The organism is Micromonospora sp. NPDC007271 (assembly GCF_040634005.1).
In the GTDB taxonomy this organism is placed as follows: domain Bacteria; phylum Actinomycetota; class Actinomycetes; order Mycobacteriales; family Micromonosporaceae; genus Micromonospora.
Genome location: NZ_JBEYER010000005.1, coordinates 12825 through 33536, shown reverse-complemented (window position 1 = coordinate 33536; position 20712 = coordinate 12825). Strand labels below are relative to the sequence as shown.

Here is a 20712-nt window from a genome sequence, read left to right as displayed (position 1 = left end):
GCCGCGCGGCTGCTGGACGTGAGGTCGAGGGCCTGAATCAGGCCGGCCCAGAAGGAGACGAAGGAGATCGTCGGGATGGGTCCATCCGTGTCGTCGTCCTTCGGGTGGACGCAGCCGGCGCAGGCGGCTCCGCTCGGATGGGCGGAGACGAGGACGAAGTCGTGTGAGCTGGCGCGCCGGTCCGATGACGAGCCTGCCCATGCATGTCCCACGCGAGCCGGCTTCGTTCGTTGAGTCAGTCATGTTGACGAGATGACCACGAGTGCGAGGCGGCGTGCCGATCTTCCTGAAGAACCTTCCCCCGGCCGACCGGGATCAAGACCTTCGGGTCTTCATGCAGTTCGAAGCGATCGCGAACCTGCGGTGGCCCGACGACGTGGTGCGACAGTGGCTCTACGACCACGGCGGACACCTTGAGTTCCTCAGGGACTACGAAGACCTCGACCTCGAACGGATCCGCTGGAGCCTCGAGGACGTCCCCGTCGCAGAACTCGAATCGATTCCCACCGGCGCCAGTGACCAGGGATTCCTCGAGGAGGTCGCGGCGAACCACGAGTACTGGCTGAGCAAGCGCCCGCAACGAATTCAGGACGCGTGGAAGATCCAGGGAACGTGGCTCATACCGCCGATCATGATCTCCCGCAACCTTCTTCATCCATCGAACCGCGGGCTGCAGGTCATCGAAGGGCGGATGCGCACCGGAATCTTGCAGGGGCGACGGTCCGGTGGCCTGCATGTCGCCGACAAGCACCTGGCATGGGTTGGAAGACCAGGCTGATCCGCCCCGTACAAGGCCGCGCCGGAGCGGTGGCGGCCATCGAGCGCGGGACCGGTCGTTGGGATCGCGTTGTGTTTCTAGCACCCCAACCCCGGCAGCCCTCGCCCTCACGCCCCCACCAGCACCACCGGCGGCGGAACGACCACCAGCTGCACCTACGACAACGGCGGCTACCTCAAAACCCGCACAAGCACCGACAAGCCCAACCAAACCCTCACCTTCGACTCCGAAGGCCACCTCACCGAACTCGTCAACGGCGCCATCACCCACACCTACCTCTGACGTAGCCGGCAACCGACTCATCGCCGACAATCCTGGCACCGATAAGACTCTCTACCTCGGCGGGACCGAGTACCACCTGAGCCGCACGGGCACCGGATGCGGTACGGGGATGGGCATCGTGGGAGCCGGCTGGTGGTGCACTGCCGGGTACGGGTGGGGTGAGAACGTCACGCCGACAGCTTCGCCGATTGCGGAGCCCCGGGGTCGCCATTCCCCGGGTGCGATTTCGCCTTTCCGGAAGGGTGCGATTAAGAGTTCCTAACAAAATGATCTCTGGGTCTGTCGTCCCTTGTGGAGGGTGATCTACGATGTCGGGCCGTGAGGCGTGGTGAGCAGCCGCCGTGGATCGTGCCGGACGGGCTGTGGCAGCGCATCGAGCCGTTGCTGCCCAAACCCGTGCGCAACCCGCGGCACCCGGGGCGTAAGCGGATCCCGGACCGGCAGGTGCTGTGCGGGATCTTGTTCGTGCTGCACACGGGCATCCAGTGGGAATTCCTGCCCCAAGAGCTGGGGTTCGGCTCGGGGATGACCTGCTGGCGGCGTCTGGAGGAATGGAACCGGGCCGGGGTGTGGCAGCGGCTGCACGAGCTGCTGCTGGCCGAGCTCCAGGCAGCGGGCAAGCTGGACTGGTCCCGCGCCGTGATCGACTCCTCACATGTGCGGGCCGCCCGACGTGGCCCAAAAGCGGCCCGAGCCCGGTCGACCGCGCCCGCCCGGGCTCGAAGCACCACGTCCTGACCGAGGGCGCCGGCATCCCCCTCGCGGTGTCGTTGACCGGCGGCAACCGCCACGACGTCACCGAACTGCTCCCGCTGATCGACAAGATCCCGCCCGTACGCGGCCGGCGCGGCCGGCCCCGCCAGCGTCCCGACCAGCTCTTCGGCGACCGCGCCTACGACCACGACAAGTACCGCAAGGCGGTACGCGGCAAGGGCATCCGCCCGCGCATCGCCCGCCGTGGCCAGCCCCACGGCTCCGGACTCGGTGCGTTCCGGTGGGTCGTCGAGCGCACGATCGCCTGGTACCACGGCATGCGACGGCTACGCATCCGCTGGGAACGCCGTGACGACATCCACGAAGCCTTCCTCGGCCTGGCTACCTGCATCATCACGTACCGACACGTCGTGCGACTTTGTTAGGACCTCTAAGCCGTTCCGCCCGCCCCAGAGATGAGTCAGGCGGTGTTCCGGCGGAGGAACTTCGCGACGTACCCCGTCGGCGATTCCCGGACTCGCTGCTGCCCGCGCTGCTCACCGCCGCTCACCGCAGCAGACCTGGTGATCTGGCCCGGCGCGCCATCTGTCGGCCAGCCCGGCCAATGCGGTCGCGGTGGCGGCCACCGCGCTGGCCACGGTTGCGCGGGCGTCGCTCCTGGCTGATCGGTGGCTGCTCGAACGTCGGCGAACTGGCACGGACTCATCGGGACTGAGCCGGATTTCACCCTTGCAGAAACGGCGTCAAGAAATCTAAGCCGGCCGATATGCAGTCGGACCTGCGGGGATGTCGCCAGATTGGCTCGGACGCGACCGGACGTCATCGCACTCTCGCCACTCTCTGCAAGATCATCTGACTACGGATCAGAAGGTTAGGGGTTCGAGTCCCTTCGGGCGCGCAAGCTCATAAGAGCCTGACCTGCGGAAACGCGGGTCAGTCTCTTTGCCTTTCCGTCCCTTGTGGACATGTGGCTGCTCGGTGGCTGCTCGTCCGACGAGCATCCTCTCTGTCCCGCCCTGTCCGGTGGGCTTTGGGTGCGTCCGGACCTGTTAACGGGCGCTGGGGCTGTGATCACCGAATCGTCGTGCGGCCAGCGTGGCGGGACGGGTCACGGGGAGCGGTAGCGCCGCGAGTAGGCCATGATCAGCCCGGCGAGCACCAGGGTGCCGCCGGCCAGGACCAACCGCCATAGAGCCGGGCCTGGTCGGCCGCCGGTGATCGGCAGATGACCACTGGGCGAGGGGACCGGTGTGGTCGGGGATGGTGTCGGCGGCCGGGGCAGCACTCTGAAGGTGACATTCCCGTCCGTCGTGTTCGACGTCGGTGCCGGGCTGGGCGTGGCGTAGCCGAGGGCGGCCTGCGGAGCGTGGGCTGCACTTGACGCGGGGTCGACGAGGGTGGCCATCGCCAGACCGAGGGTGACGGTCAGCATGAGGCCCGGACCGGACCGAGCGCGGGGTCTCGTCCGGGACGGGAGCGGTGGCCGTGACGCCATGAACACGAGAATACGGGCCGGACGCGCGGTTAGTGATGTTCGAGGCGAAACAGGAGGTATTGCCTTAGATGAGCTTTCTATCCCAGAATGTCTGGTTTGTCGTATAGTTCGGGTGGCCGCCCTCGACCAGACCATCACCGCGTTCCCATGGGGGTTAATCATCATGCGATTCACGAAAATCCTGATCATCGCCGCGGCCTCCGCCGCAGCGGTCGGTTTGGCCGCAGCACCCGCTGCGGCAGCTCCGTCAGCCGACACCGATGTCACGTTCACCGTGAACGCCGGCACGCTGGACATCACGGCCCAGCCAACGGCGAGTCTTGGCTCGGGCACTCCAGGCACGACGATCACCGGCCAACTGGGCACGGTCACCGTCACCGACTCGCGCGCGTCGGCCGATGCCAGCTGGGCAGCGACCGTCACCTCTACGGACTTCACGACCGGCACCGCCACCGCTTCGGAAACCGTGCTCGCCTCACAGGTTTCGTACTGGTCGGGGCCGGCCACCGCCACGACCGGAAACGGCACCTTCACCCCCGGGCAGGCAAACCAGGCGGCAGAGCAGCCCCTGGACAACGCCACGCCGTTGACCGCCTTCACGCACCTACTGGGGACCGGGAACAACAGCGCGAGTTGGAACCCGACCCTCGATGTCCACGTACCGCTGGCGAACGAGTCCGGGGTCTACACCGGGACGGTGACCCATTCGGTCGCCTAATGATGACCTTCGGCGCCGCGCGGTGTGCGTCATCCTCGCGCTGCTGGCCAGTGCTGGCCTGGGCTCTCCCGCCCAGGCCAGCACCGTGCAACCAGGCCCGGACCGGGACAGGATCGGAATCCAACTTCTCGAGGCGCCAGCCAGCCGGCGCGGCGATCCGCGCGCCCTGCGCTACATCGTCGACCACGTTCGCCCCGGCACCGTCATCAAGCGGAAGATCCGAGTGATCAACAGATCGGCCGAGCGGCAGCGGCTTGAGCTGTACGCGGCGGCGGCCACGATCACGCGGGCACAGTTCACGTTCACCGAGGGACGCGCCTCGAACGAGTTGACGCCGTGGATCTCCCTCGACCGGGACCTGGTGGACTTGAAACCCGGAGAGGATGCCCAGGTCCACTCCACCATCACCGTCCCCGAGACCGCCTCAGCAGGCGAACGCTACGCCGTGATCTGGGCATCAACAAAACCATCCAACCGGTCGAGCCAGATCACCCAGGTCCACCGGGTGGGCATCCGGGTCTATCTGCATGTCGGGCCCGGCGGAGAGCCTCCCTCCGACTTCACGATCGGCCAGATCACACCCGCCCGCGCGCCGGGTGGCGAGCCGAGCGCCAGCATCGCCGTGACCAACACCGGCGGGCGGGCGCTGGACATGACCGGAACGGTCGCGTTGTCCGAAGGCCCGGCCGGCATGCGCGCCGGGCCGTTCGACATCACCCGCGGCACGACGCTGGCCCCCGGAGAATCCGGTGTGGTCTCGGTGGCCTTTCCCGCCGACCTGCCGAACGGCCCGTGGCGGATCGAGGCGACCCTGGAAAGCGGCATGGTGAAACACACGGCGAGCGGCACCATCACCTTTCCGGATCCTGGACGCACCGGCAAGGCCAGCTCGCTTCGAGACCGCCTGAGCACACCGCTGGTCATCGTCGGGGCGTCACTGATCGCAGGCCTGCTGGCCCTGGTCGTGTTCGGTCTGGCACGCCGCCACCGCCGATCGGCCCCCGGTGTCGCGACGACACCTCACCACGTCTAGCAAGGCAAGCCTGACCGCCTTGCCGCCTCCGCCCCCAGTGGGAACTCGCAGACGGTGCGCCAAGGGCTTAGGCCCGGCGTTCCTGCGATGAGGCGAACCATGCGGACGGCCGCGTTGATCGGCAGCTGCGCGGAGACGGTTTCCGCGGCGTGGCTCAGTGTGGGCTTGGGGGCGTCCTGGCCGATGGTCAGATGCGGCACCACCTCGGTGTGCGCCCCGGCATATGGAGGGGTCTCGGGAAACCGCTGCCACACCGCCGCGGTGAGGTTCCGGAACGGACGGTCTGGCTGCGGTGCAAGCCATACGAGCGTGTCACCGAACCAGCCGATGTGAGTCAGCGCAACGTCGAACCGCGGTATGCCGGCAATGGTCTTGCGCAGCACGGCCAGGGCTTGGTGGTTGATCTGCTGCGGAGGCAGAAACGGGTAGAGGACGGTCACGTGCGCCGGCACGCCCCATGAGGCAGCCGGGTCGAGAGATTCCCGAAACCGGCCTACCGCTTCCTCGGCCTCGGGTATCGGCACGATGAGCGCCGTCTGTGTCGGTTCCATCCCGGAAGTTTCCCGATCATGGCCGGTGCTGGTCTACGGGGTTTGGTCAGCGGTGCGGGGTAGGGGCAGCATGTGGACAGCGCCTGGATTACCTGCCGACCCTATGGAGCTGATGGTCACGCGGGCCATCAGTGGGCCAGTAGCCACGAGACTCAGCGGGCACGAAACGCGACCGGACCGGCTTCGGTGAGCAGGCATCTCGGGCATCACGACCGCTTGAGCTCGCGTCAGGCGCAGCAGCCGGGACGTGTCACGCAAGCCCGAGACAGGCCCCCGAGACCGGACACCCCGGCAGCCCTGGCACCAGTCGGGGGATGGGGGCAGTCTGGCAACCACCTCCGCCGGGGATGCTGGACCCGGGCAAGGACGACTTTTGCCCGACCGAGGAGATCGCGTCAGATCGGCTGACGTGTGCGACGCTCTTGACGTGCGTACTGTCTTCATCTTCCCGGACATGGAGCAGGCCGCCGTCGTTGCTCTGCTCGACCGGCTGTCTCCCGGCCAGAGACATCCGTGGCTGGTGGACGGGTGCCTGTATGGGGAGCTGACCAGCGAGGATGAGTATCTGTATCTGGACTGGGAGCCGGAGGCCGTGCGGGAACTGAGCCGGGCTTGCGGCCGGCGACCCAGTTGGGCCCTTCAGGTCGACGTCTCAAGCCGAGTTGACGGGACGGTGGAGGTTCGTCGCCTGGCGTTGGCGCTGCTCGCTCACGGCGGCATCGCAACGGACGACTACTCTGACCATCCCTGGACGGCTGAAGAGATCGCGAACGACGTGACGGTGGACGGTTTGCGCTTCTTCGACTTCAGAACTCACTACGAAGCGTTGCGGTCACGACCGCACCCGGCCACATCACTCACATCAGGGTTGCACTGAACCGCTGGCCGTCGAACTCGCGGACGCAAACGTTCACGACCGCGCCGGCCCCGGCCTTGGCGCTGCGCACGAGCCCGTGCACGCCTGCCGGTGTCTCGACGAGCACGCCGAACGGCAGGACCTTGGTCACGGTTGCGGCGACGACATCGCCAGCTCGCATCGGGGTGGTCATCGAGCCTCACCCCCTTTCGATCATCAGGGTGATTCGGGCGACGGCGTGCGGGTCGCGTTCTCCCTTGGTCTCGTGCGACTGGTGCAGCGCCGGGATCCACCCGGGCATCACGCCGAAACGGTAACACCGGCGGCTGTGCTCAGCGGAGGATCGCGCTGCCCGGACAACCTCTACCGGGGCTGTTCTCCCACGCGGGCTCCCTTCGCCTCGCCCTGCAGCGAGATCGCCACGCCCAGGGCCCTATCATGGGGGCACCACCAGCACCAATGCCAGCGACACGGGCCCGTGCACCGCGGCTCTCGGCTCATGCGATCAGAAAGGCTGGCCGGGTCGGTGACATCTGCCTTCCGCTACCTCGCCCGAACCGCCCGTGGCTTGGAGTGGATCGCGGCCGCCGAAATCGAGCGCGCGATCGCCGGCGTGTCCGGGATACGCATGGCGGCCAGAGAGGTGACCTTCGAGACGGAGTGCCCCGAGCCGGCCGTCGTCGCGCTCAAGACGGTCGACGACGTCTTCATCCAAGCGGGTGAGATCACCGGCGTCGGGCACACCAAAGCAGATCTGCAACCACTCGCGGCCAGGCTGGCACGGCTCGACTGGGCGCCCGCGGCCCTGGCCGTGGCCGCGGTACGTGACCTGCCGGCATCGCCCAGGTTCGATGTTGTCGCGAGTCTCGAAGGGCGACGGACCTACAACCGGTTCGACGTGGAGAACAGCACCGGGCGCCTGCTGCAGAGCAGGCTCGGAGGAACACATCTGCCGCGCACCGACAACGCCCGACCGGTCGATCCCGACCTGACAGTGCGTCTGTTCCTCCGCGGCTCCAGGGCCGTTGCCGCCCTCCGGCTCGGGCCACGACCCTTGCACAGGCGGTCCTACAAAGAGGACGCAGGACCGGGGACGCTGCACCCTCCGGTGGCCGCGATGCTGGCGATGCTGACGAATCCCACCGCTGGTGAGGCAGTGGCCGACCCGTTCTGCGGAGACGGCACGGTAGCCATCGAAGCTGCCCTGCTCCGCACGGGTGCCGACATCTCGGCCAGTGACATCGATCCCGCACGGGTCGAGCACGCCCGCCGAAACGCGGAACGCGCGGGAGTCGAGATCCAGTGCTCGATCGCTGACGCAGGCGACATCACCTGGGACGCTGGGTCCGTCGACGTGGTGGTCACCAATCCGCCCTGGAACGTCTCCGTCTCCGGGAGCGGTGAACTGCACCAGTCCCTGGACCCTTTCTGGTCACGACTGCTGAACGCCTTCACCGCCCACGGCCGGCTGTGCGTTCTCGCCGACGCCGACCTCAAGGTCCCGGCCAGGATCGAACGCTTCGGCTACCTCGTCCCGTTCCGGGCGCAGATACGGCTCGCCGGGCGGATCTCCGAGGTCGTGCTGGCCCGCCCGGCCACCGCGAATCGGCTGCAACTGCCAGCCGATCTGGCCCGCTGGCGTGATCGCGCTCGGCGCGACGGCGTGGTCACCGAAGCAGGCTGGTAGAGACGCACGGTGGCCGGCGGGCCCGCGTCGCGCGGACCCGCCTGCCGCCGACCAGGGTTACTTGCGCATCCAGATCTGGTACGACCGGCCCTTCTTGCCGTTCACCACGAACCGGATGTACGGGTTCTTGACCAGGACGCAGCCGTACTTCAGGACGCAGTTCTCGACCTTGCCCTGCATCGTCGAGGCGTAGTGCGCGGTGCCCTTGCCGGTCTGCGTGTTGCTGACCAGACCACGGTCGTAGTTGAAGCCGTCGTTGTTCTTGATGTAGTACCGGCGCTCCTTGATGGTGACCTTCCCCGTCTTGGACCAGCAGTAGTGCAGCACCTTGTGCCAGTCGAAGGCCTTGGCGCCGAGCACCGTGCGGTAGGAGATGTAGCGATCGGCCCGATGGCAGCCGGCCTTACCGGCGGCCGCGGCGCTGACCGTCAGCGCACCATCCGCGAGCGTGCTCATTCCGGCGCCGGCACCACCGGTCGACACGTCGACGATCCGGGTCTTCGACGGGTCGATCACCTGCGCGGCCACCGATCGGTGCTTGAGCAGGGCCTTGCGGTCCTTGGCGGAGAGCTCTCCCGTCCGCTTCAGGTGATCCAGCGCTCGGACCACTTCGGTCGAGAGGCCGCTGCGCGACTTCGCCGCGGAGATGCCGGCGAGTCCGGCGAGCAACCCGGCCACCACGGTGAAGGCGACCGCGAGCAGAAGGAAGTTGGTACGGCGGCCCCCGCGATGCGGGGCAGCCGCCGGTGCGACATGGCTCATTTGGCGATTCCTTTGCGATGTCTTCGGTTCGGATGGGCGCAGTTCCCGGGCTGCGGTCACCAGTAGAGCCGTTCCGACGGGGCGGCCCAACGCCTCGAGCCGTACGGGACAGTTCGGGATCTGATCGATGTCCTGTCCCGGCCGGGCGCGTCCAGGTCCCGTCCCGACGTGTCCCGTCCGGTCCTGTCCCGGACGGAACGCGGCGTGGCCGGCGCGCGGTCGCGTACAGACCAGGACAGGCGCGGTCGCGTACAGACCAGGACAGGACGGAACAACCTGGGATGGGACGCTCGCCGGGGCCCGCCCGTCTTCGATCACCACCCGCCACAACCGAAACGGGTCTCGGGCCACTCTTACTGTTGGTGGGAGGCCGGGTTGCGGAATGAACGAGAGTACGTCGAGTACGTGCAGGCGCGGATGCCGTGGCTGCGACGGCTGGCGTACCGGCTGTGCGGGCAGTGGTCGGCCGCGGACGACCTGGTGCAGGAGTGCCTCGTCGCGTTGTACCGGCACTGGCGGAAGGCGTCGGCAGCGGACTCGATCGACGGCTACGTCCGGGCGATGCTGATCCACGCGTACCTGGCCGAGCGGGAGCGGTCCTGGACCCGGCGCGTCCGGCCCGTGGCCGACGTGGACGGGCCCTCGACGACGCCGCTGGCCGGTGCCGAGCACCGCGTCGACCTGCTGGCTGCGCTGGCGCAGCTGTCCCGCGGGCAACGCGCGGTCCTGGTCCTCCGTTACTGGGAGGACCTCGACGTCGCACAGACGGCGGCGGCGCTGGGCTGCTCGACCGGGACCGTGAAGAGCCAGACCTCGTACGCCGTCGCGGCGCTGCGCCGTCTACTGCCGAACTACGTGCCGGGAGGGTCGGACACGCCATGAGAGAACTGTTCGCCACCCTGCCGGACGACCCGCCATCGTTGCCGCCCGGCTACCTGGACACAGTGCTCGCCCGGGGCCGCCGCGCGGTCCGGCGCCGGCGGATCGGCACCGCCGCGGGGTGGGCGGCCGCCCTGCTCGTCCTGGCCGTCCTGGTCGTGCCGGGCGTCCAGCTTCCCGCCCAGCCGGCCGCCCCGTCGGCGAAGCCGAGCCTGCCGGACCGCTTCGCCGGGTACTCGATCCTCACCAGCACTGTCGCGAAGGCTCCGCCCGGTCGCGCGATAGCCCTGTACGGCTACGGCAACGGCGAGGCGTTCAACATGTTCCAGTCGCTGGTCGTCGGGGCCGACGGGGACACGTACCGGCAGGTCGACGCCATGGAGGAGCGGGACCGGCCGTCCGCGCTGCTCGCCCCGGACGGCACCCGCGTGCTGCTCGGCGACGACCGCGGCGCGACCGCCGACCTGATCCTCGTCGACCTGACCACGGGCAAGCGGCGCTCGGTTCCGCTCGGCGACCCGGTCGGCGTACGGCTGCTGGCCTGGTCCCCCGACGGCCGCCACGTCGCCTACAGCGCCGCGCCCGTCACCCGCACGGACGAGTTCGGCACCATCAACGTCGTCGAGGCCCAGGTGGCCCGCACCGGTACGCTGCGGCTGCTCGACCTGTCGACCGGACGCAGCACGGAACTGCCGGCGATCAAGCCGGCGTGGACGGCCTCGTTCGCGCCGGACAGCCGCCGGCTCGCCGTGCAGGTCGGCCAGACGGCCCACCTCGTCGACGTCGACGGCCGTGAGTACGGCAGCGTCCCCCTCCCACACGGACGCGAGCTGGCCGCCGACGTCGGCTGGTCGCTGGACGGCACATTCCTCGCCACCGTGCCGTGGCTGACGGACGGGCCGTTCAACGGCACCACCGGCGGCGACACCGGCCACGGCACCTTCCTCTGGAAGGGCGGCGACATCGTGTTCGTGCCCTTCACAGCCGGAGGCACGGTACCCGCGCGGGTCCCGGACGTCGCGCAACTGCTCGGCTGGGGCTCGGCGGGCAGCATGATCGTCGCGACCGTCAACGACGCAGGTCACGCGTCGCTGGCGGAGGTGCAACTCGGTGCCGGCACCCGCCGGACCCTGACCCACTTCGACACGGGTAGTACCTGCGAACTCGGCACCCAGAACTGCCAGGTCGTCGACCTGCACCTCGCCACCGGTCTGCTCACCGACCTGACCGTCCGGAGCGCCGGTCGCCCGCAGCGCGGTCCCTGGCCGACGCTCCTGAACGCCGCCGTCGTCCTCGGCGCCGCCTTCCTGCTGTGGCGCTGGGCACGTCCCTGGATCCGTGCCCGGCGAGCGCGAGTGGAGCAGCCGTCGCAGTCCGCTCATTGAGTTCACGAGCAACGCCCAGCATCGACGACGGCGATGTGCTGGCCGGACGACCTTGGCCGTCGGGGTGGTCTTCCCTGGTGGTGAAGACCACCCCGAGGCCTGGTACCGGCGTCAGGGCCGCTCGCAGGACCCGTTTCCGTCGTCCCCGTTTGCGCCCGGCTCGCCCGGCTCCACGACGCCCGGCTTGTCGGTAACGCCGGTGGGCACGACGGAGACGAGGCGCTGGTTCACGACGTCCGTGTCGAGGCAGTCGTCCGACGAGTCGGCACCGCTCTCGTCGTCCGTGCCGTCGCCCGCGTCATCGGCGGGGTCCTCACCCCCGTCGGCGTCGTCGCCCGCGCAGTCGTCGGTCCCGTCCGCGTCCTCCCCACCGGCGTCGTCGTCCCCACCGGCGTCGTCCTGTCCGTCGTCCGCGTCCGACTGCTGGTCGCCGTCGGTGTCCTGGTCGACGGTGCTGTCCTGGCTGTCTTGCGGCTCCTCGCCGCTCTCCGCGTCCTCGCCTTCGGTGTCCTGGTCGGTCCCGCTGTCCTGGTCCGTGCTCGACTGCTGGTCGCCTTCGGCATCCTCGCCGTCTTCCACGTCTGACTGCTGGCCGTCGGTGTCCTGGTCGCCTTCCGGCTCCTGGTCGCCGGTCGCGTCCTGGTCCTCGGCGGACTCCTGGTCGTCCGAGGTCTGGTCGTCGGTCGGCGACTGCTCGGTCTCGCAGGTCGTCGAGCCGTCGGGTTGATCCTCCTCCGTCGGCCTGCTCTCCGCCTCGCGTACGACCTGTTCCCTGGCGTGACAGAGCGCCTGCTGGTTGGCGGTGCCGGTGCAGTTGGGCGCCGCGCTCGCGAAACCCTCCGACACCGCGAGGACCCCCGCGATCAGAACGCCGGCGAGCAGCAGCGGAAGGAACTTGGCGGTTCGCTTCGTCATCATGTCGTCTCCAGTGCGGATCAGCCGGCGTACGGAACGATTACGACGGGGATCTGGTCAGACTCGCCGTGTGGCCGATTGCTGCGCTTCGGCTTCGTACTCGGCTTCGAACTCGGCTTCGAAGTCGTCTTCGCGGTGGGCTTCTTCTTCGGCCCGCCATTCGAATTCCCCGAACCGGAGGTGGGGCGTACCGCCGACTTGAGCATGTGACTGCGGTAGTAGGCATTCAGCTTGGTCTCGACGACCTTGCGCCTGCCGCTGGACGCGTGGATCATTTTGCCGTTTCCGGCGTAGATGCCCACGTGGTCGATTTCGCCGCCGTCCCAGTTGAAGAAGATGAGGTCACCCGGGCGGAGATCCTTGGTGGAGACGGTCCGGCCCTTGCTCACCCCGTAGCTGTACTGTCCGGCCGCCGTGCGGTAGCTCCAGTCCAGCCCCGCCTTCCGGTAGGCGTAGTAGGTGAGGCCGGAGCAGTCGAAGGTGCTCGACCCCTTGCCGCCCCAGACGTACGGGTCGCCCTTCTGTGCTGCGGCCTGGCACACCGCCCTCTCGGCGACGCTGCCGGAGCAGTCGGAGCTGGCCTTGGCGCTCGCGAGGCCGCCCAGTCCGACGAGGGCGCCCGCGATGAACGCCAGGGCGAGCAGGAGCTTGATCACCCCCCGCCGCCCGGGGCCGCGGGTGTTGCGCCTCGACTCGGTCGGCGAGGGTGGAGCGGAGGTACGGTACGCCGGCGAGATGCTGACGGTGGGCTCTGTCATGGTCTGCTCCTTCAAGCGGTGGGGTTCCGGTGACGAGTGCATCCGTTCGGCGGGTGTCTCGGAAGGTCGTCCGCCGTACGGGAAAGTCCCGGTCGCGGCGCCGGTCGTGGCGCGTGTCCCGTCTCGACCGGCCGCCGTACCGCCCTGTCCCGGCGCGGCGCCGGGCGTCCCGAGGTGGCACACCCGCAGCGCCGCCAACGGCACCGCGGGGTGGATCCGAGCGGATCCACCCCGCGGCGTACGGTTCGATCAGGCCGGGTGCGGGCTTGTTCAGGACGGGCAGACCTTGAAGGACGCGTCCGCGTTGTCCGAGGCGTTCTTCTTGTACACCTGCACCGAGGCGTCAAGGCTCAGGCAGCCATGCGACTGGCTCGGGCTCCCACCGAAGCTGACCACCTTGCCGCTGTTCGACTGCCGGTACGAGGCGGCGGCGCTGGAGAACGACGCCTTGCGCTGGGCGGCGGTGACGTCCCCGCAGGTGATGGTCGGTGCGACGGAAACCGTCCAGGGAAGAGCCGAGACCCCGATGCCGGGGTTGAACGTGCAGTCCGTGGCGTACCAGCGCTGGTAGAGGGAAGCCTTGCTGACCCTGACCGCCTTCCCGGCGCCGGTGCACCTCGGCGCGGCGAAGGTCTTGGCGGTCATCGTCGGCGAGATGATCTTTCGATCGGTGTACGACCGGAAGGTCATGCCCTTGTAGCCGATGGTCACGTTCTTCTTGTACTGGAAGGTGCCGTAGACGGTGATCCGCACGCAGGTCTTGATCTTCGGATCGTTCGCGAAGGCGACCTTGGTGACGCTGAAGTTCTTCGTGACCAGGGTCGTCGACACCCGCTTGGTGGAGCTGCTCGACGACTTGCTGGTCGGCTTCGCCTGTGCGGTGATCGCGGTGGTGGCGAGTGCCGCGAGGATGACGCCCAGGGCGACCATCAGAAGGGACCTCTGGCCGAGGATTCGTTTCACGACATGTTCCTTTGGATCGGTGTTATGGCAGATGGAACGCGCGTTGTTTCGCTGCTAGCCATTTCACCGAATCGGATTGACCCAGGTCTCTCAAGGCCGAGAACCGTACGGGACAGGTCGGAACGGTTGCACGCCTGCCGAGCAGGTGGCGGGAAATCGGAACCGGACGGGATCCGGGAATCCCTCAGTCGAGGCGACGGACCAGGACGACGTGGTCGACGAGGCTGCCCGTCTCGCCGTCCGGGCCGGTGCCCGTCCGGTGCGCGGCCCCGAGCCGTTCGGTGTGCCAGCCGGCCGGGTCGAGGTCGAGCGCGGCGAGGATCTCCTCCGGGCTGGCGAAGCGGGCGTGCGGGTGGCTCTCGCGGGCCCACGGCGGTGGCGCGCCGTGCTCGACGACCAGGAGCCGGCCCCCGGGCGCGACCACCCGGACCGCCGCTCGCAGCACCGCCGCCCTGGGCAGTTCCAGTGGGGACTGGAGGAACTGCGCCGAGACCAGGTCGTAGCTACCGGCCGGGAAGGTCCGGGTCAGGTCGTGCCGAGCCACGGTGATCCGGGACGCCACGCCGGCCCGGGTCGCCTCGGCGGTGAGCCGGCCCAGGGCGGTGGCCGAGACGTCCACCGCGGTCACCCGCCAGCCTCGGCCAGCGAGCCAGATGGCGTCGCCGCCCTCACCGCAGCCCAGGTCGAGCGCGGCGCCGGGCGGCAGCGGCTCCACCACCTCGGCCAGGACGCTGTTCACCCGGCCGCTCCACACCCGGTCGCGCCGTTGGTACAGCTCGTCCCAGAATCGGGCGGTGGCCTCGTCCACCGCCGGGCCCACCGGGTGCGCCCCGTGCTCGGTCATGGTGCCCTCCTCGCCGGACGAACGGCCGTCGTCCCGGCCCGGCGATGGTGCGCCGCCGGAACGCAGGGCGGCAAGAATCGTTGCCGGTTCGGCAAACACCGACGGGGTGAACAGGCGTGGCTCGTGGCCGCCGGGGAACGGCCGATCGTCGGGCCGGGCGGCGGATCGACCACGTCCTCAGCCGGTGGTGGCCGGGGTGTCGGCCTCGCCGCCCCGGTTGCCTCGGTCCGACAGATCAGCGACCGGCGGCGGGAGGATTCCCCGGTCCGCCGCGGTGTGGATCCGGTGCGGCGCGATCCGTACCGCGGCGGACCGCAGCCCGGGACGGCCGGCGTTGCAGCAGGGCGGCCTTCGCCGCGTTCGCGCCCGGCCCGCGGTGCACCCCACCGCCCGAGTGCGCGCCGGCACTGCCCAGGTACAGGTTCCGGATCGGGGTCTCGGCGCGGGCGAGCCCGGGCAGCGAGAAGAGAGCCGCCGGCAGGCGCGAGCGCTTCCCAGGGGATGAGCAGAGCGCCGGCATGAGGGCCACGTTTCCCCCGGCGCGTACCAGCCAAACCGGCAGGTCGGCCGGCGCCCTCCCGGGCCGAGGCCCGCCGGGTGCGCGGCGGCAGCGGGACCCCGACGGCGGCATTTGTCGAATCTCAGCCGAATTGGGAAGCCTTTGCCGGTAGACAGAGGTGAGCGTCGGCCACAGCCGGGAGGTGCCATGGGTCTTCGAGCCACGTTCCTGCCGTGGCCCACGCTGCGCCAGGCGCTCGCCCTGGTTACCGGGGGCGATCGCCTGGGCCGCGGAGCCGCGGCGCGATCGAGCGCAACCGACCGGTTGACGCCCCGGATCGCCACGGCGGACCGGGTCGTGGGAAGCGTCTGCCCGTACTGCGCGGTCGGCTGCGGGCAGTTGGTCTACGTCAAGGACGAACAGGTCGTACAGATCGAGGGGGATCCGGCGTCGCCGGTCAGCCGTGGCCGGCTCTGCCCGAAGGGCGCGGCGACCCGGCAGCTCGTCACCAACCCGCTGCGCCAGACCCGGGTGCGCTACCGCCGGCCGCACGGCACCGGGTGGGAGGAACTCGACCTCGACACGGCGATGGACATGATCGCCGACCGGGTCATCGCGACCCGCGCGCAGACCTGGACCGACCGCGACGAGCAGGGCCGGCGGCTGCGCCGGACGATGGGCATCGCGGCCCTCGGCGGGGCGACGCTGGACAACGAGGAGAACTACCTGATCAAGAAGCTCGGCACCGCGCTCGGTGCCGTGCAGATCGAGAACCAGGCCCGGATTTGACACTCCTCCACCGTTCCCGGTCTGGGAACCTCGTTCGGTCGCGGCGGAGCCACCACCTTCCAGCAGGACCTGCAGAATTCCGACTGCATCGTGCTGCAGGGCTCCAACATGGCTGAGTGCCACCCGGTGGGCTTCCAGTGGGTCATGGAGGCGAAGGCGCGCGGCGCCACCCTCATCCACGTCGACCCGCGGCTGACCCGGACCGGGGCGTTGGCCGACCTGCACGTACCGATCCGGGCCGGCACCGACATCGCACTGCTCGGCGGGCTGATCAACTACGTGCTGAGCAACGGCCTGGAGTTCCGGGAGTACGTGGTCGCCTACACGAACGCGGCGACGATCATCAACGAGGAGTTCCAGGACACCGAGGACCTCGACGGGCTCTTCTCCGGCTGGCGGGACGACACCGCGAGCTACTCCACCGACAGTTGGCAGTACGAGGGCGTCCGTGTGGCGAGCGCGGCCGGCAAGCGGGAGCAGGGCGCGAAGGAGAAGGCGCGGGAGGCCAGCGACCTGCGGGCGTACCAGCGGCACGCGACGGAACGGGGCCATGAGCACGGCAGCCACGGCGCGCCCCTGACGGATCTGCACAAGCTACGCCGGGACGAGACCCTCGAGCACCCACGGTGCGTCTTCCAACTGCTGAAGCGGCACTACCGCCGCTACACGCCGGAGATGGTGGCGCAGATCTGCGGCATCCCGGAGGAACTCTTCCGGCAACTGGCCCGTGCGGTCACGGAGAACTCCACCCGGGACCGCACCACCGCGTGGGCGTACGCGGTGGGGTGGACCCAGCACACCGTCGGGGTGCAGTACATCCGGGCCGCCTCGGTGCTGCAACTGCTGCTGGGCAACATCGGGCGACCCGGCGGGGGCATCCTCGCCCTGCGCGGTCACGCCAGCATCCAGGGCAGCACCGACATCCCCACGCTCTACAACCTGCTGCCGGGTTACCTGCCGATGCCGCACCCCGACGCCCACAGCAGCCTGGACGAGTACGTCGCCGACGACTCGTCCGACACCGGCTACTGGGGCAACCTGCGCGCCTACGCGGTCAGCCTGCTCAAGGCGTACTGGGGTGACGCGGCCACCGCCGACAACGACTTCTGCTTCGACTACCTGCCGCGGATCACCGGCGACCACAGCACCTACCAGACCGTGCAGGCGCAACTGGACGGCACGTGCAAGGGCTACTTCCTCAACGGCCAGAACCCCGCTGTCGGCTCGGCCAACGCCCGGGCACAACGGTTCGGCATGGCGAACCTCGACTGGCTCGTGGTCCGGGACTTCTCGTTGATCGAGAGCGCCACCTGGTGGAAGGACGGCCCGGAGATCGAGTCCGGCGAGCTGCGGACCGAGGACATCGGGACCGAGGTGTTCTTCCTGCCCGCGGCCACGCACACCGAGAAGGACGGCAGCTTCACCAACACCCAACGGATGCTGCAGTGGCACCACAAGGCGGTGGAGCCGCCCGGGGACGCCCGCAGCGACCTGTGGTTCTGGTACCACCTGGGCCGGCGGATCCGGGAGAAGCTGGCCGGCTCGACCGCCGAGCGGGACCGGCCGATCCTCGACCTGAACTGGCACTACTCCACCTCGGGCCCACACGCGGAGCCGAGCGCCGAGGAGGTGCTGCAGGAGATCAACGGCTGGAAGGCGGACGGGTCCTGCCTGTCGACGTACGAGGAACTCGCCGACGACGGCTCCACCGTCTGCGGCTGCTGGATCTACTGCGGGGTGTACGCCGACGGGGTGAACCAGGCCGCCCGGCGCAAGCCGCACACCGAGCAGAACTGGGTGGCGCCCGAGTGGGGCTGGGCCTGGCCGGCGAACCGCCGCCTGCTCTACAACCGCGCCTCCGCCGACCCCGAGGGCCGGCCGTGGAGCGAGCGCAAGGCGTACGTCTGGTGGGACGCCGAGAAGAAGAAGTGGACCGGGCACGACGTGCCGGACTTCCAGCCCACGAAACCCCCGGACCACCGGCCGCCCGAGGGCGCGAAACGCCAGGACGCCCTGTCCGGCATCGATCCGTTCATCATGCAGGCCGACGGTAAGGGCTGGCTGTACGTGCCGGCCGGACTCTCCGACGGGCCGCTGCCGACGCACTACGAGCCGCAGGAGTCGCCCGTACCCAACCTGCTCTACGGGCAGCGGCGGAACCCGGCCCGGCAGACCAGCCGGCGGCGGGACGTGGACCCGTACCAGCCCAGCGGCGACGAGCCGGGCAGCGAGGTCTTCCCGTACGTCATGACGACGTACCGGCTCACCGAGCACCACACCGCCGGCGGGATGAGCCGGTGGCTGCCGTACCTGTCGGAACTGCAGCCGGAGATGTTCTGCGAGGTGTCGCCGGAACTGGCCGCCGAGGTCGGGCTGGACCACCTGGGCTGGGCGACCATCGTCACCGCCCGCAGCGCCATCGAGGCGCGGGTGCTGGTCACCGACCGGATGGTGCCGGTACGCGTGCACGACCGGATCGTCCATCAGGTGGGGCTGCCCTATCACTGGGGTCACAACGGCATCACCACCGGCGACTCGGCCAACGACCTCACCCACATGGCCCTCGACCCGGACGTGCACATCCAGGAGGTGAAGGCCCTCACCTGCGACATCCGGCCCGGCCGCCGTCCTCGCGGCCCGGAGCGGCGCCGCCTGGTCGAGGAGTACCAGCGGCGGGCCGGGATCACCGCGGCGACCGGCACCACGCACCGCACCACGGAAAGGCACGGGGAGTCCGTATGACCAACGATCTGCTGGAGGGTACGAAGGATCCGGCGCCGGACTCCGGCTACCCGCAGCCGCCACCACGGATGGGGTTCTTCACCGACACCTCCGTGTGCATCGGGTGCAAGGCGTGCGAGGTCGCCTGCAAGGAGTGGAACCTGATCCCGGACGACGGGCTCTCCCTGCTGGGCATGTCGTACGACAACACCGGGATGCTGGGCGCCGACACCTGGCGGCACGTGGCCTTCATCGAGCAGGACCGCCCGCTCGGGCGGCAGCAGAACGCGATCGCCGCCATGCCGACCGGGCCGTCCGCGAGCGCGCACAACGCACTGGTGGTGGCGGCCGGCCTGGGCGAGCAGCACGGTGCCCGCCTCGGCACCGAGACCGGCGCGCTGCGGATGACGGCGGTGCCGGACGGTCGGCACCCGGCACGGGTCGGCGCGGCGGGGCGCACCGAGCTGCGCTGGCTGATGGCCAGCGACGTGTGCAAGCACTGCACGCACGCCGCCTGCCTGGACGTCTGCCCCACCGGCAGCCTCTTCCGCACGGAGTTCGGCACGGTGGTGGTGCAGGAGGACATCTGCAACGGCTGCGGATACTGCGTGCCCGCCTGCCCGTACGGGGTCATCGACCAGCGCAAGGACGACGGCCGTGTGTGGAAGTGCACGCTCTGCTACGACCGCCTCGGCGTGGGGCAGGAGCCGGCCTGCGCCAAGGCGTGCCCCACCGACTCCATCCAGTTCGGCCCCCTGGACGAACTGCGCGAGCGTGCCGCGCGCCGCGTCGAGCAACTGCACGACGCCGGTGTCGTCGAGGCCCGGCTCTACGGGGCCGATCCGGACGACGGCGTCGGCGGGGCGGGGGCGTTCTTTCTGCTGCTCGACGACCCGGAGGTGTACGGCTTCCCACCCGACCCGGTCGTGACGACCCGAGACCTGCCGACGATGTGGCGGCACACGGTGGTCGCGGCCGTGGCGGTGGGTGCGACCGTGCTGGCGGCGTTCGCGGGAGCCCGCCGGTGAGCGCCGCTCAGGAGACCGGCGGCGAGGTACGCCGGGACGGGCTGCACCACGTCGCCCCGGGCCGCGAGGCGCTGATCGGTTCCCGGGGTGGCCGACGGCCGGGCCGCGGCGGCGAGCTCGTGCCACCGGCCGAGTTCCGGTCGTACTACGGCCGGGCGGTCATCAAGCCGCCGGTGTGGAAGGCGCACAACATCGCCGGGTACCTCTTCCTGGGCGGCGTGGCCGGCGGAGCGGCGTTGCTGGCCGCCGGCGCCGACCTCACCGGCCGCCCGGACATGCGCCGCTCCGCCCGGCTGATCGCGGCCGGCGCGACCGGGCTGTCGCTCGCCGTGCTGATCCGCGACCTGGGCCGGCCGGAGCGCTTCCTCCACATGTTGCGGGTGGTCAAACCCACCTCGCCGATGTCGATCGGCACGTGGCTGCTGGTCGGCTTCAGTCCGCTCGTCGCGGCGGGCGTGCTCGACGAGGCGTCCGGGCTGTTGCCGCGCCGCGGCGCGGAACTCGCCGCGCTCCTGGGCCGCCCCGCCGGCCTGGCCGCCTCGGCCCTGGCCCCCGCCGTGACCACCTACACCGGCGCCCTCATCGCCAACACCGCCGTCCCGGCCTGGCACGGCGCACACCGGGAGCTGCCGTACCTGTTCGGGGCGAGCGCCCTGGCCGCGGCGGGTGGCCTGGTGGCCGCGGCCGCTCCGGCGCGCGAGGCGGCGCCGGCCCGGGTGGCCGGCATCGCCGGGGCGGTCGCGGCGCAACTGCTCGACCGGGCCGTCCATCGGCGGCTGGGCCAGCTGGCCGAGCCGCTGTCCACGGGGCCGTCCGGCCGGCTGCTGCGTACCTCCCGCTGGTGCGCCCGGGCCGGGCTGGTGCTGTTGGCGGCGTCGGTCGTGCGGCGTAGCCGGGCATTGGACATCGCCGGGGGCCTCGCGCTGGCCGCCGAGTCCGCGCTGACCAAGTTCGGCTACTTCCATGCCGGCACGGCGTCGGCGGCGGACCCCAGATACACGGTGCTGCCCCAGCGCGAGCGATCCGCCGGGCCACGACAGCTACCCTGATCGCTG

Annotated in this window: 18 protein-coding genes and 2 pseudogenes; 12 read left to right on the top strand and 8 right to left on the bottom strand. The window is 69.9% G+C overall.

Going from position 1 to position 20712, the window contains the following annotated elements; all coding sequences use genetic code 11:
• Positions 1-274 precede the first annotated feature (274 nt).
• The 3 genes and pseudogenes from ABZ570_RS03365 to ABZ570_RS03355 all read left to right on the top strand — a co-directional run bounded on the left by ABZ570_RS03365 (position 275) and on the right by ABZ570_RS03355 (position 2199).
• On the top strand, positions 275-778 hold the full coding sequence (locus tag ABZ570_RS03365; protein WP_358056280.1) for a hypothetical protein: 504 nt from the start codon (positions 275-277) through the stop codon (positions 776-778).
• A 129-nt stretch (positions 779-907) separates the two neighbouring features.
• A pseudogene (locus tag ABZ570_RS03360) lies at positions 908-1060 on the top strand (hypothetical protein); the annotation flags it as partial.
• A 291-nt stretch (positions 1061-1351) separates the two neighbouring features.
• A pseudogene (locus ABZ570_RS03355) lies at positions 1352-2199 on the top strand (IS5 family transposase).
• Positions 2200-2882: 683 nt separating this feature from the next.
• Here ABZ570_RS03355 and ABZ570_RS03350 read toward each other — a convergent pair.
• The gene (locus ABZ570_RS03350; RefSeq protein WP_358056278.1) at positions 2883-3206 is read right to left on the bottom strand and encodes a hypothetical protein; all 324 of its coding nucleotides are present in this window, start codon (positions 3204-3206) and stop codon (positions 2883-2885) included.
• Between the two features lie 175 nt (positions 3207-3381).
• Here ABZ570_RS03350 and ABZ570_RS03345 point away from each other — a divergent pair, with 175 nt between their 5' ends.
• Both ABZ570_RS03345 and ABZ570_RS03340 read left to right on the top strand, forming a co-directional pair.
• Entirely contained in the window at positions 3382-3987 is a 606-nt protein-coding gene (locus tag ABZ570_RS03345) for a hypothetical protein (RefSeq protein WP_358056276.1), read from the top strand.
• Between the two features lie 22 nt (positions 3988-4009).
• The gene (locus ABZ570_RS03340) at positions 4010-5020 is read left to right on the top strand and encodes a hypothetical protein (RefSeq protein ID WP_358056274.1); all 1011 of its coding nucleotides are present in this window, start codon (positions 4010-4012) and stop codon (positions 5018-5020) included.
• Here ABZ570_RS03340 and ABZ570_RS03335 read toward each other — a convergent pair.
• Entirely contained in the window at positions 5017-5571 is a 555-nt protein-coding gene (locus ABZ570_RS03335; protein ID WP_358056272.1) for a 2'-5' RNA ligase family protein, read from the bottom strand. The genes ABZ570_RS03340 and ABZ570_RS03335 overlap by 4 nt on opposite strands.
• A gap of 427 nt (positions 5572-5998) precedes the next feature.
• Between ABZ570_RS03335 and ABZ570_RS03330 the strand changes: the two genes are divergently transcribed.
• Positions 5999-6448: a hypothetical protein gene (locus ABZ570_RS03330; protein WP_358056270.1), complete on the top strand. Its 450-nt coding sequence runs from the start codon at positions 5999-6001 to the stop codon at positions 6446-6448.
• Here ABZ570_RS03330 and ABZ570_RS03325 read toward each other — a convergent pair.
• Complete coding sequence (locus ABZ570_RS03325; protein WP_358056268.1) at positions 6429-6620, bottom strand: hypothetical protein; 192 nt, start codon at positions 6618-6620, stop codon at positions 6429-6431. The two genes, ABZ570_RS03330 and ABZ570_RS03325, sit on opposite strands and share 20 nt — an antisense overlap.
• 375 nt (positions 6621-6995) lie before the next feature.
• Here ABZ570_RS03325 and ABZ570_RS03320 point away from each other — a divergent pair, with 375 nt between their 5' ends.
• Entirely contained in the window at positions 6996-8114 is a 1119-nt protein-coding gene (locus ABZ570_RS03320) for a methyltransferase (protein ID WP_358056266.1), read from the top strand.
• A 57-nt stretch (positions 8115-8171) separates the two neighbouring features.
• On the opposite strand, the gene ABZ570_RS03315 is transcribed toward ABZ570_RS03320, so the two are convergent.
• The gene (locus ABZ570_RS03315; RefSeq protein WP_358056264.1) at positions 8172-8876 is read right to left on the bottom strand and encodes a hypothetical protein; all 705 of its coding nucleotides are present in this window, start codon (positions 8874-8876) and stop codon (positions 8172-8174) included.
• 375 nt (positions 8877-9251) lie between these two features.
• On the opposite strand from ABZ570_RS03315, the gene ABZ570_RS03310 reads away from it, so the two are divergent.
• Together ABZ570_RS03310 and ABZ570_RS03305 are read left to right on the top strand one after the other, a co-directional pair.
• Positions 9252-9758, top strand: coding sequence for a SigE family RNA polymerase sigma factor (locus ABZ570_RS03310; protein WP_358056262.1), 507 nt, complete (start codon positions 9252-9254; stop codon positions 9756-9758).
• The gene (locus tag ABZ570_RS03305) at positions 9755-11140 is read left to right on the top strand and encodes a hypothetical protein (protein WP_358056260.1); all 1386 of its coding nucleotides are present in this window, start codon (positions 9755-9757) and stop codon (positions 11138-11140) included. The genes ABZ570_RS03310 and ABZ570_RS03305 overlap by 4 nt, the downstream gene beginning before the upstream one ends.
• A gap of 111 nt (positions 11141-11251) precedes the next feature.
• Here ABZ570_RS03305 and ABZ570_RS03300 read toward each other — a convergent pair whose 3' ends face one another.
• From ABZ570_RS03300 to ABZ570_RS03285, 4 genes are all read right to left on the bottom strand, one after another.
• Positions 11252-12058, bottom strand: a complete 807-nt coding sequence (locus tag ABZ570_RS03300; protein ID WP_358056258.1) for a hypothetical protein — start codon at positions 12056-12058, stop codon at positions 11252-11254.
• A 17-nt stretch (positions 12059-12075) separates the two neighbouring features.
• On the bottom strand, positions 12076-12813 hold the full coding sequence (locus tag ABZ570_RS03295; protein WP_358056256.1) for a C40 family peptidase: 738 nt from the start codon (positions 12811-12813) through the stop codon (positions 12076-12078).
• 270 nt (positions 12814-13083) lie between these two features.
• Complete coding sequence (locus ABZ570_RS03290) at positions 13084-13776, bottom strand: hypothetical protein (RefSeq protein WP_358056254.1); 693 nt, start codon at positions 13774-13776, stop codon at positions 13084-13086.
• A gap of 184 nt (positions 13777-13960) precedes the next feature.
• Positions 13961-14620, bottom strand: coding sequence for a class I SAM-dependent methyltransferase (locus ABZ570_RS03285; RefSeq protein ID WP_358056252.1), 660 nt, complete (start codon positions 14618-14620; stop codon positions 13961-13963).
• 706 nt (positions 14621-15326) lie between these two features.
• Between ABZ570_RS03285 and fdh the strand changes: the two genes are divergently transcribed.
• From fdh to nrfD, 3 genes are read left to right on the top strand one after another with little or no spacing between them, the layout of a single operon-like run.
• Positions 15327-18650 (top strand): formate dehydrogenase, encoded by a 3324-nt coding sequence (gene fdh, locus ABZ570_RS03280; protein WP_358056250.1) that lies wholly within the window; start codon positions 15327-15329, stop codon positions 18648-18650.
• Entirely contained in the window at positions 18647-19657 is a 1011-nt protein-coding gene (locus ABZ570_RS03275) for a 4Fe-4S dicluster domain-containing protein (protein ID WP_358056248.1), read from the top strand. Before fdh ends, ABZ570_RS03275 begins: the two co-directional genes overlap by 4 nt.
• The gene (gene nrfD, locus ABZ570_RS03270; protein WP_358056246.1) at positions 19654-20706 is read left to right on the top strand and encodes an NrfD/PsrC family molybdoenzyme membrane anchor subunit; all 1053 of its coding nucleotides are present in this window, start codon (positions 19654-19656) and stop codon (positions 20704-20706) included. Before ABZ570_RS03275 ends, nrfD begins: the two co-directional genes overlap by 4 nt.
• Positions 20707-20712 lie beyond the last annotated feature (6 nt).

Bases quoted from the DNA above. Each gene is read 5' to 3' on its own strand.
- ABZ570_RS03285 (WP_358056252.1), bottom strand. From the start codon at position 14,620: ATGACCGAGCACGGGGCGCACCCGGTGGGCCCGGCGGTGGACGAGGCC.
- ABZ570_RS03315 (WP_358056264.1), bottom strand. From the start codon at position 8,876: ATGAGCCATGTCGCACCGGCGGCTGCCCCGCATCGCGGGGGCCGCCGT.
- ABZ570_RS03300 (WP_358056258.1), bottom strand. From the start codon at position 12,058: ATGATGACGAAGCGAACCGCCAAGTTCCTTCCGCTGCTGCTCGCCGGC.
- ABZ570_RS03335 (WP_358056272.1), bottom strand. From the start codon at position 5,571: ATGGAACCGACACAGACGGCGCTCATCGTGCCGATACCCGAGGCCGAG.
- ABZ570_RS03325 (WP_358056268.1), bottom strand. From the start codon at position 6,620: ATGACCACCCCGATGCGAGCTGGCGATGTCGTCGCCGCAACCGTGACC.
- ABZ570_RS03350 (WP_358056278.1), bottom strand. From the start codon at position 3,206: ATGCTGACCGTCACCCTCGGTCTGGCGATGGCCACCCTCGTCGACCCC.
- ABZ570_RS03275 (WP_358056248.1), top strand. From the start codon at position 18,647: ATGACCAACGATCTGCTGGAGGGTACGAAGGATCCGGCGCCGGACTCC.
- ABZ570_RS03295 (WP_358056256.1), bottom strand. From the start codon at position 12,813: ATGACAGAGCCCACCGTCAGCATCTCGCCGGCGTACCGTACCTCCGCT.
- ABZ570_RS03305 (WP_358056260.1), top strand. From the start codon at position 9,755: ATGAGAGAACTGTTCGCCACCCTGCCGGACGACCCGCCATCGTTGCCG.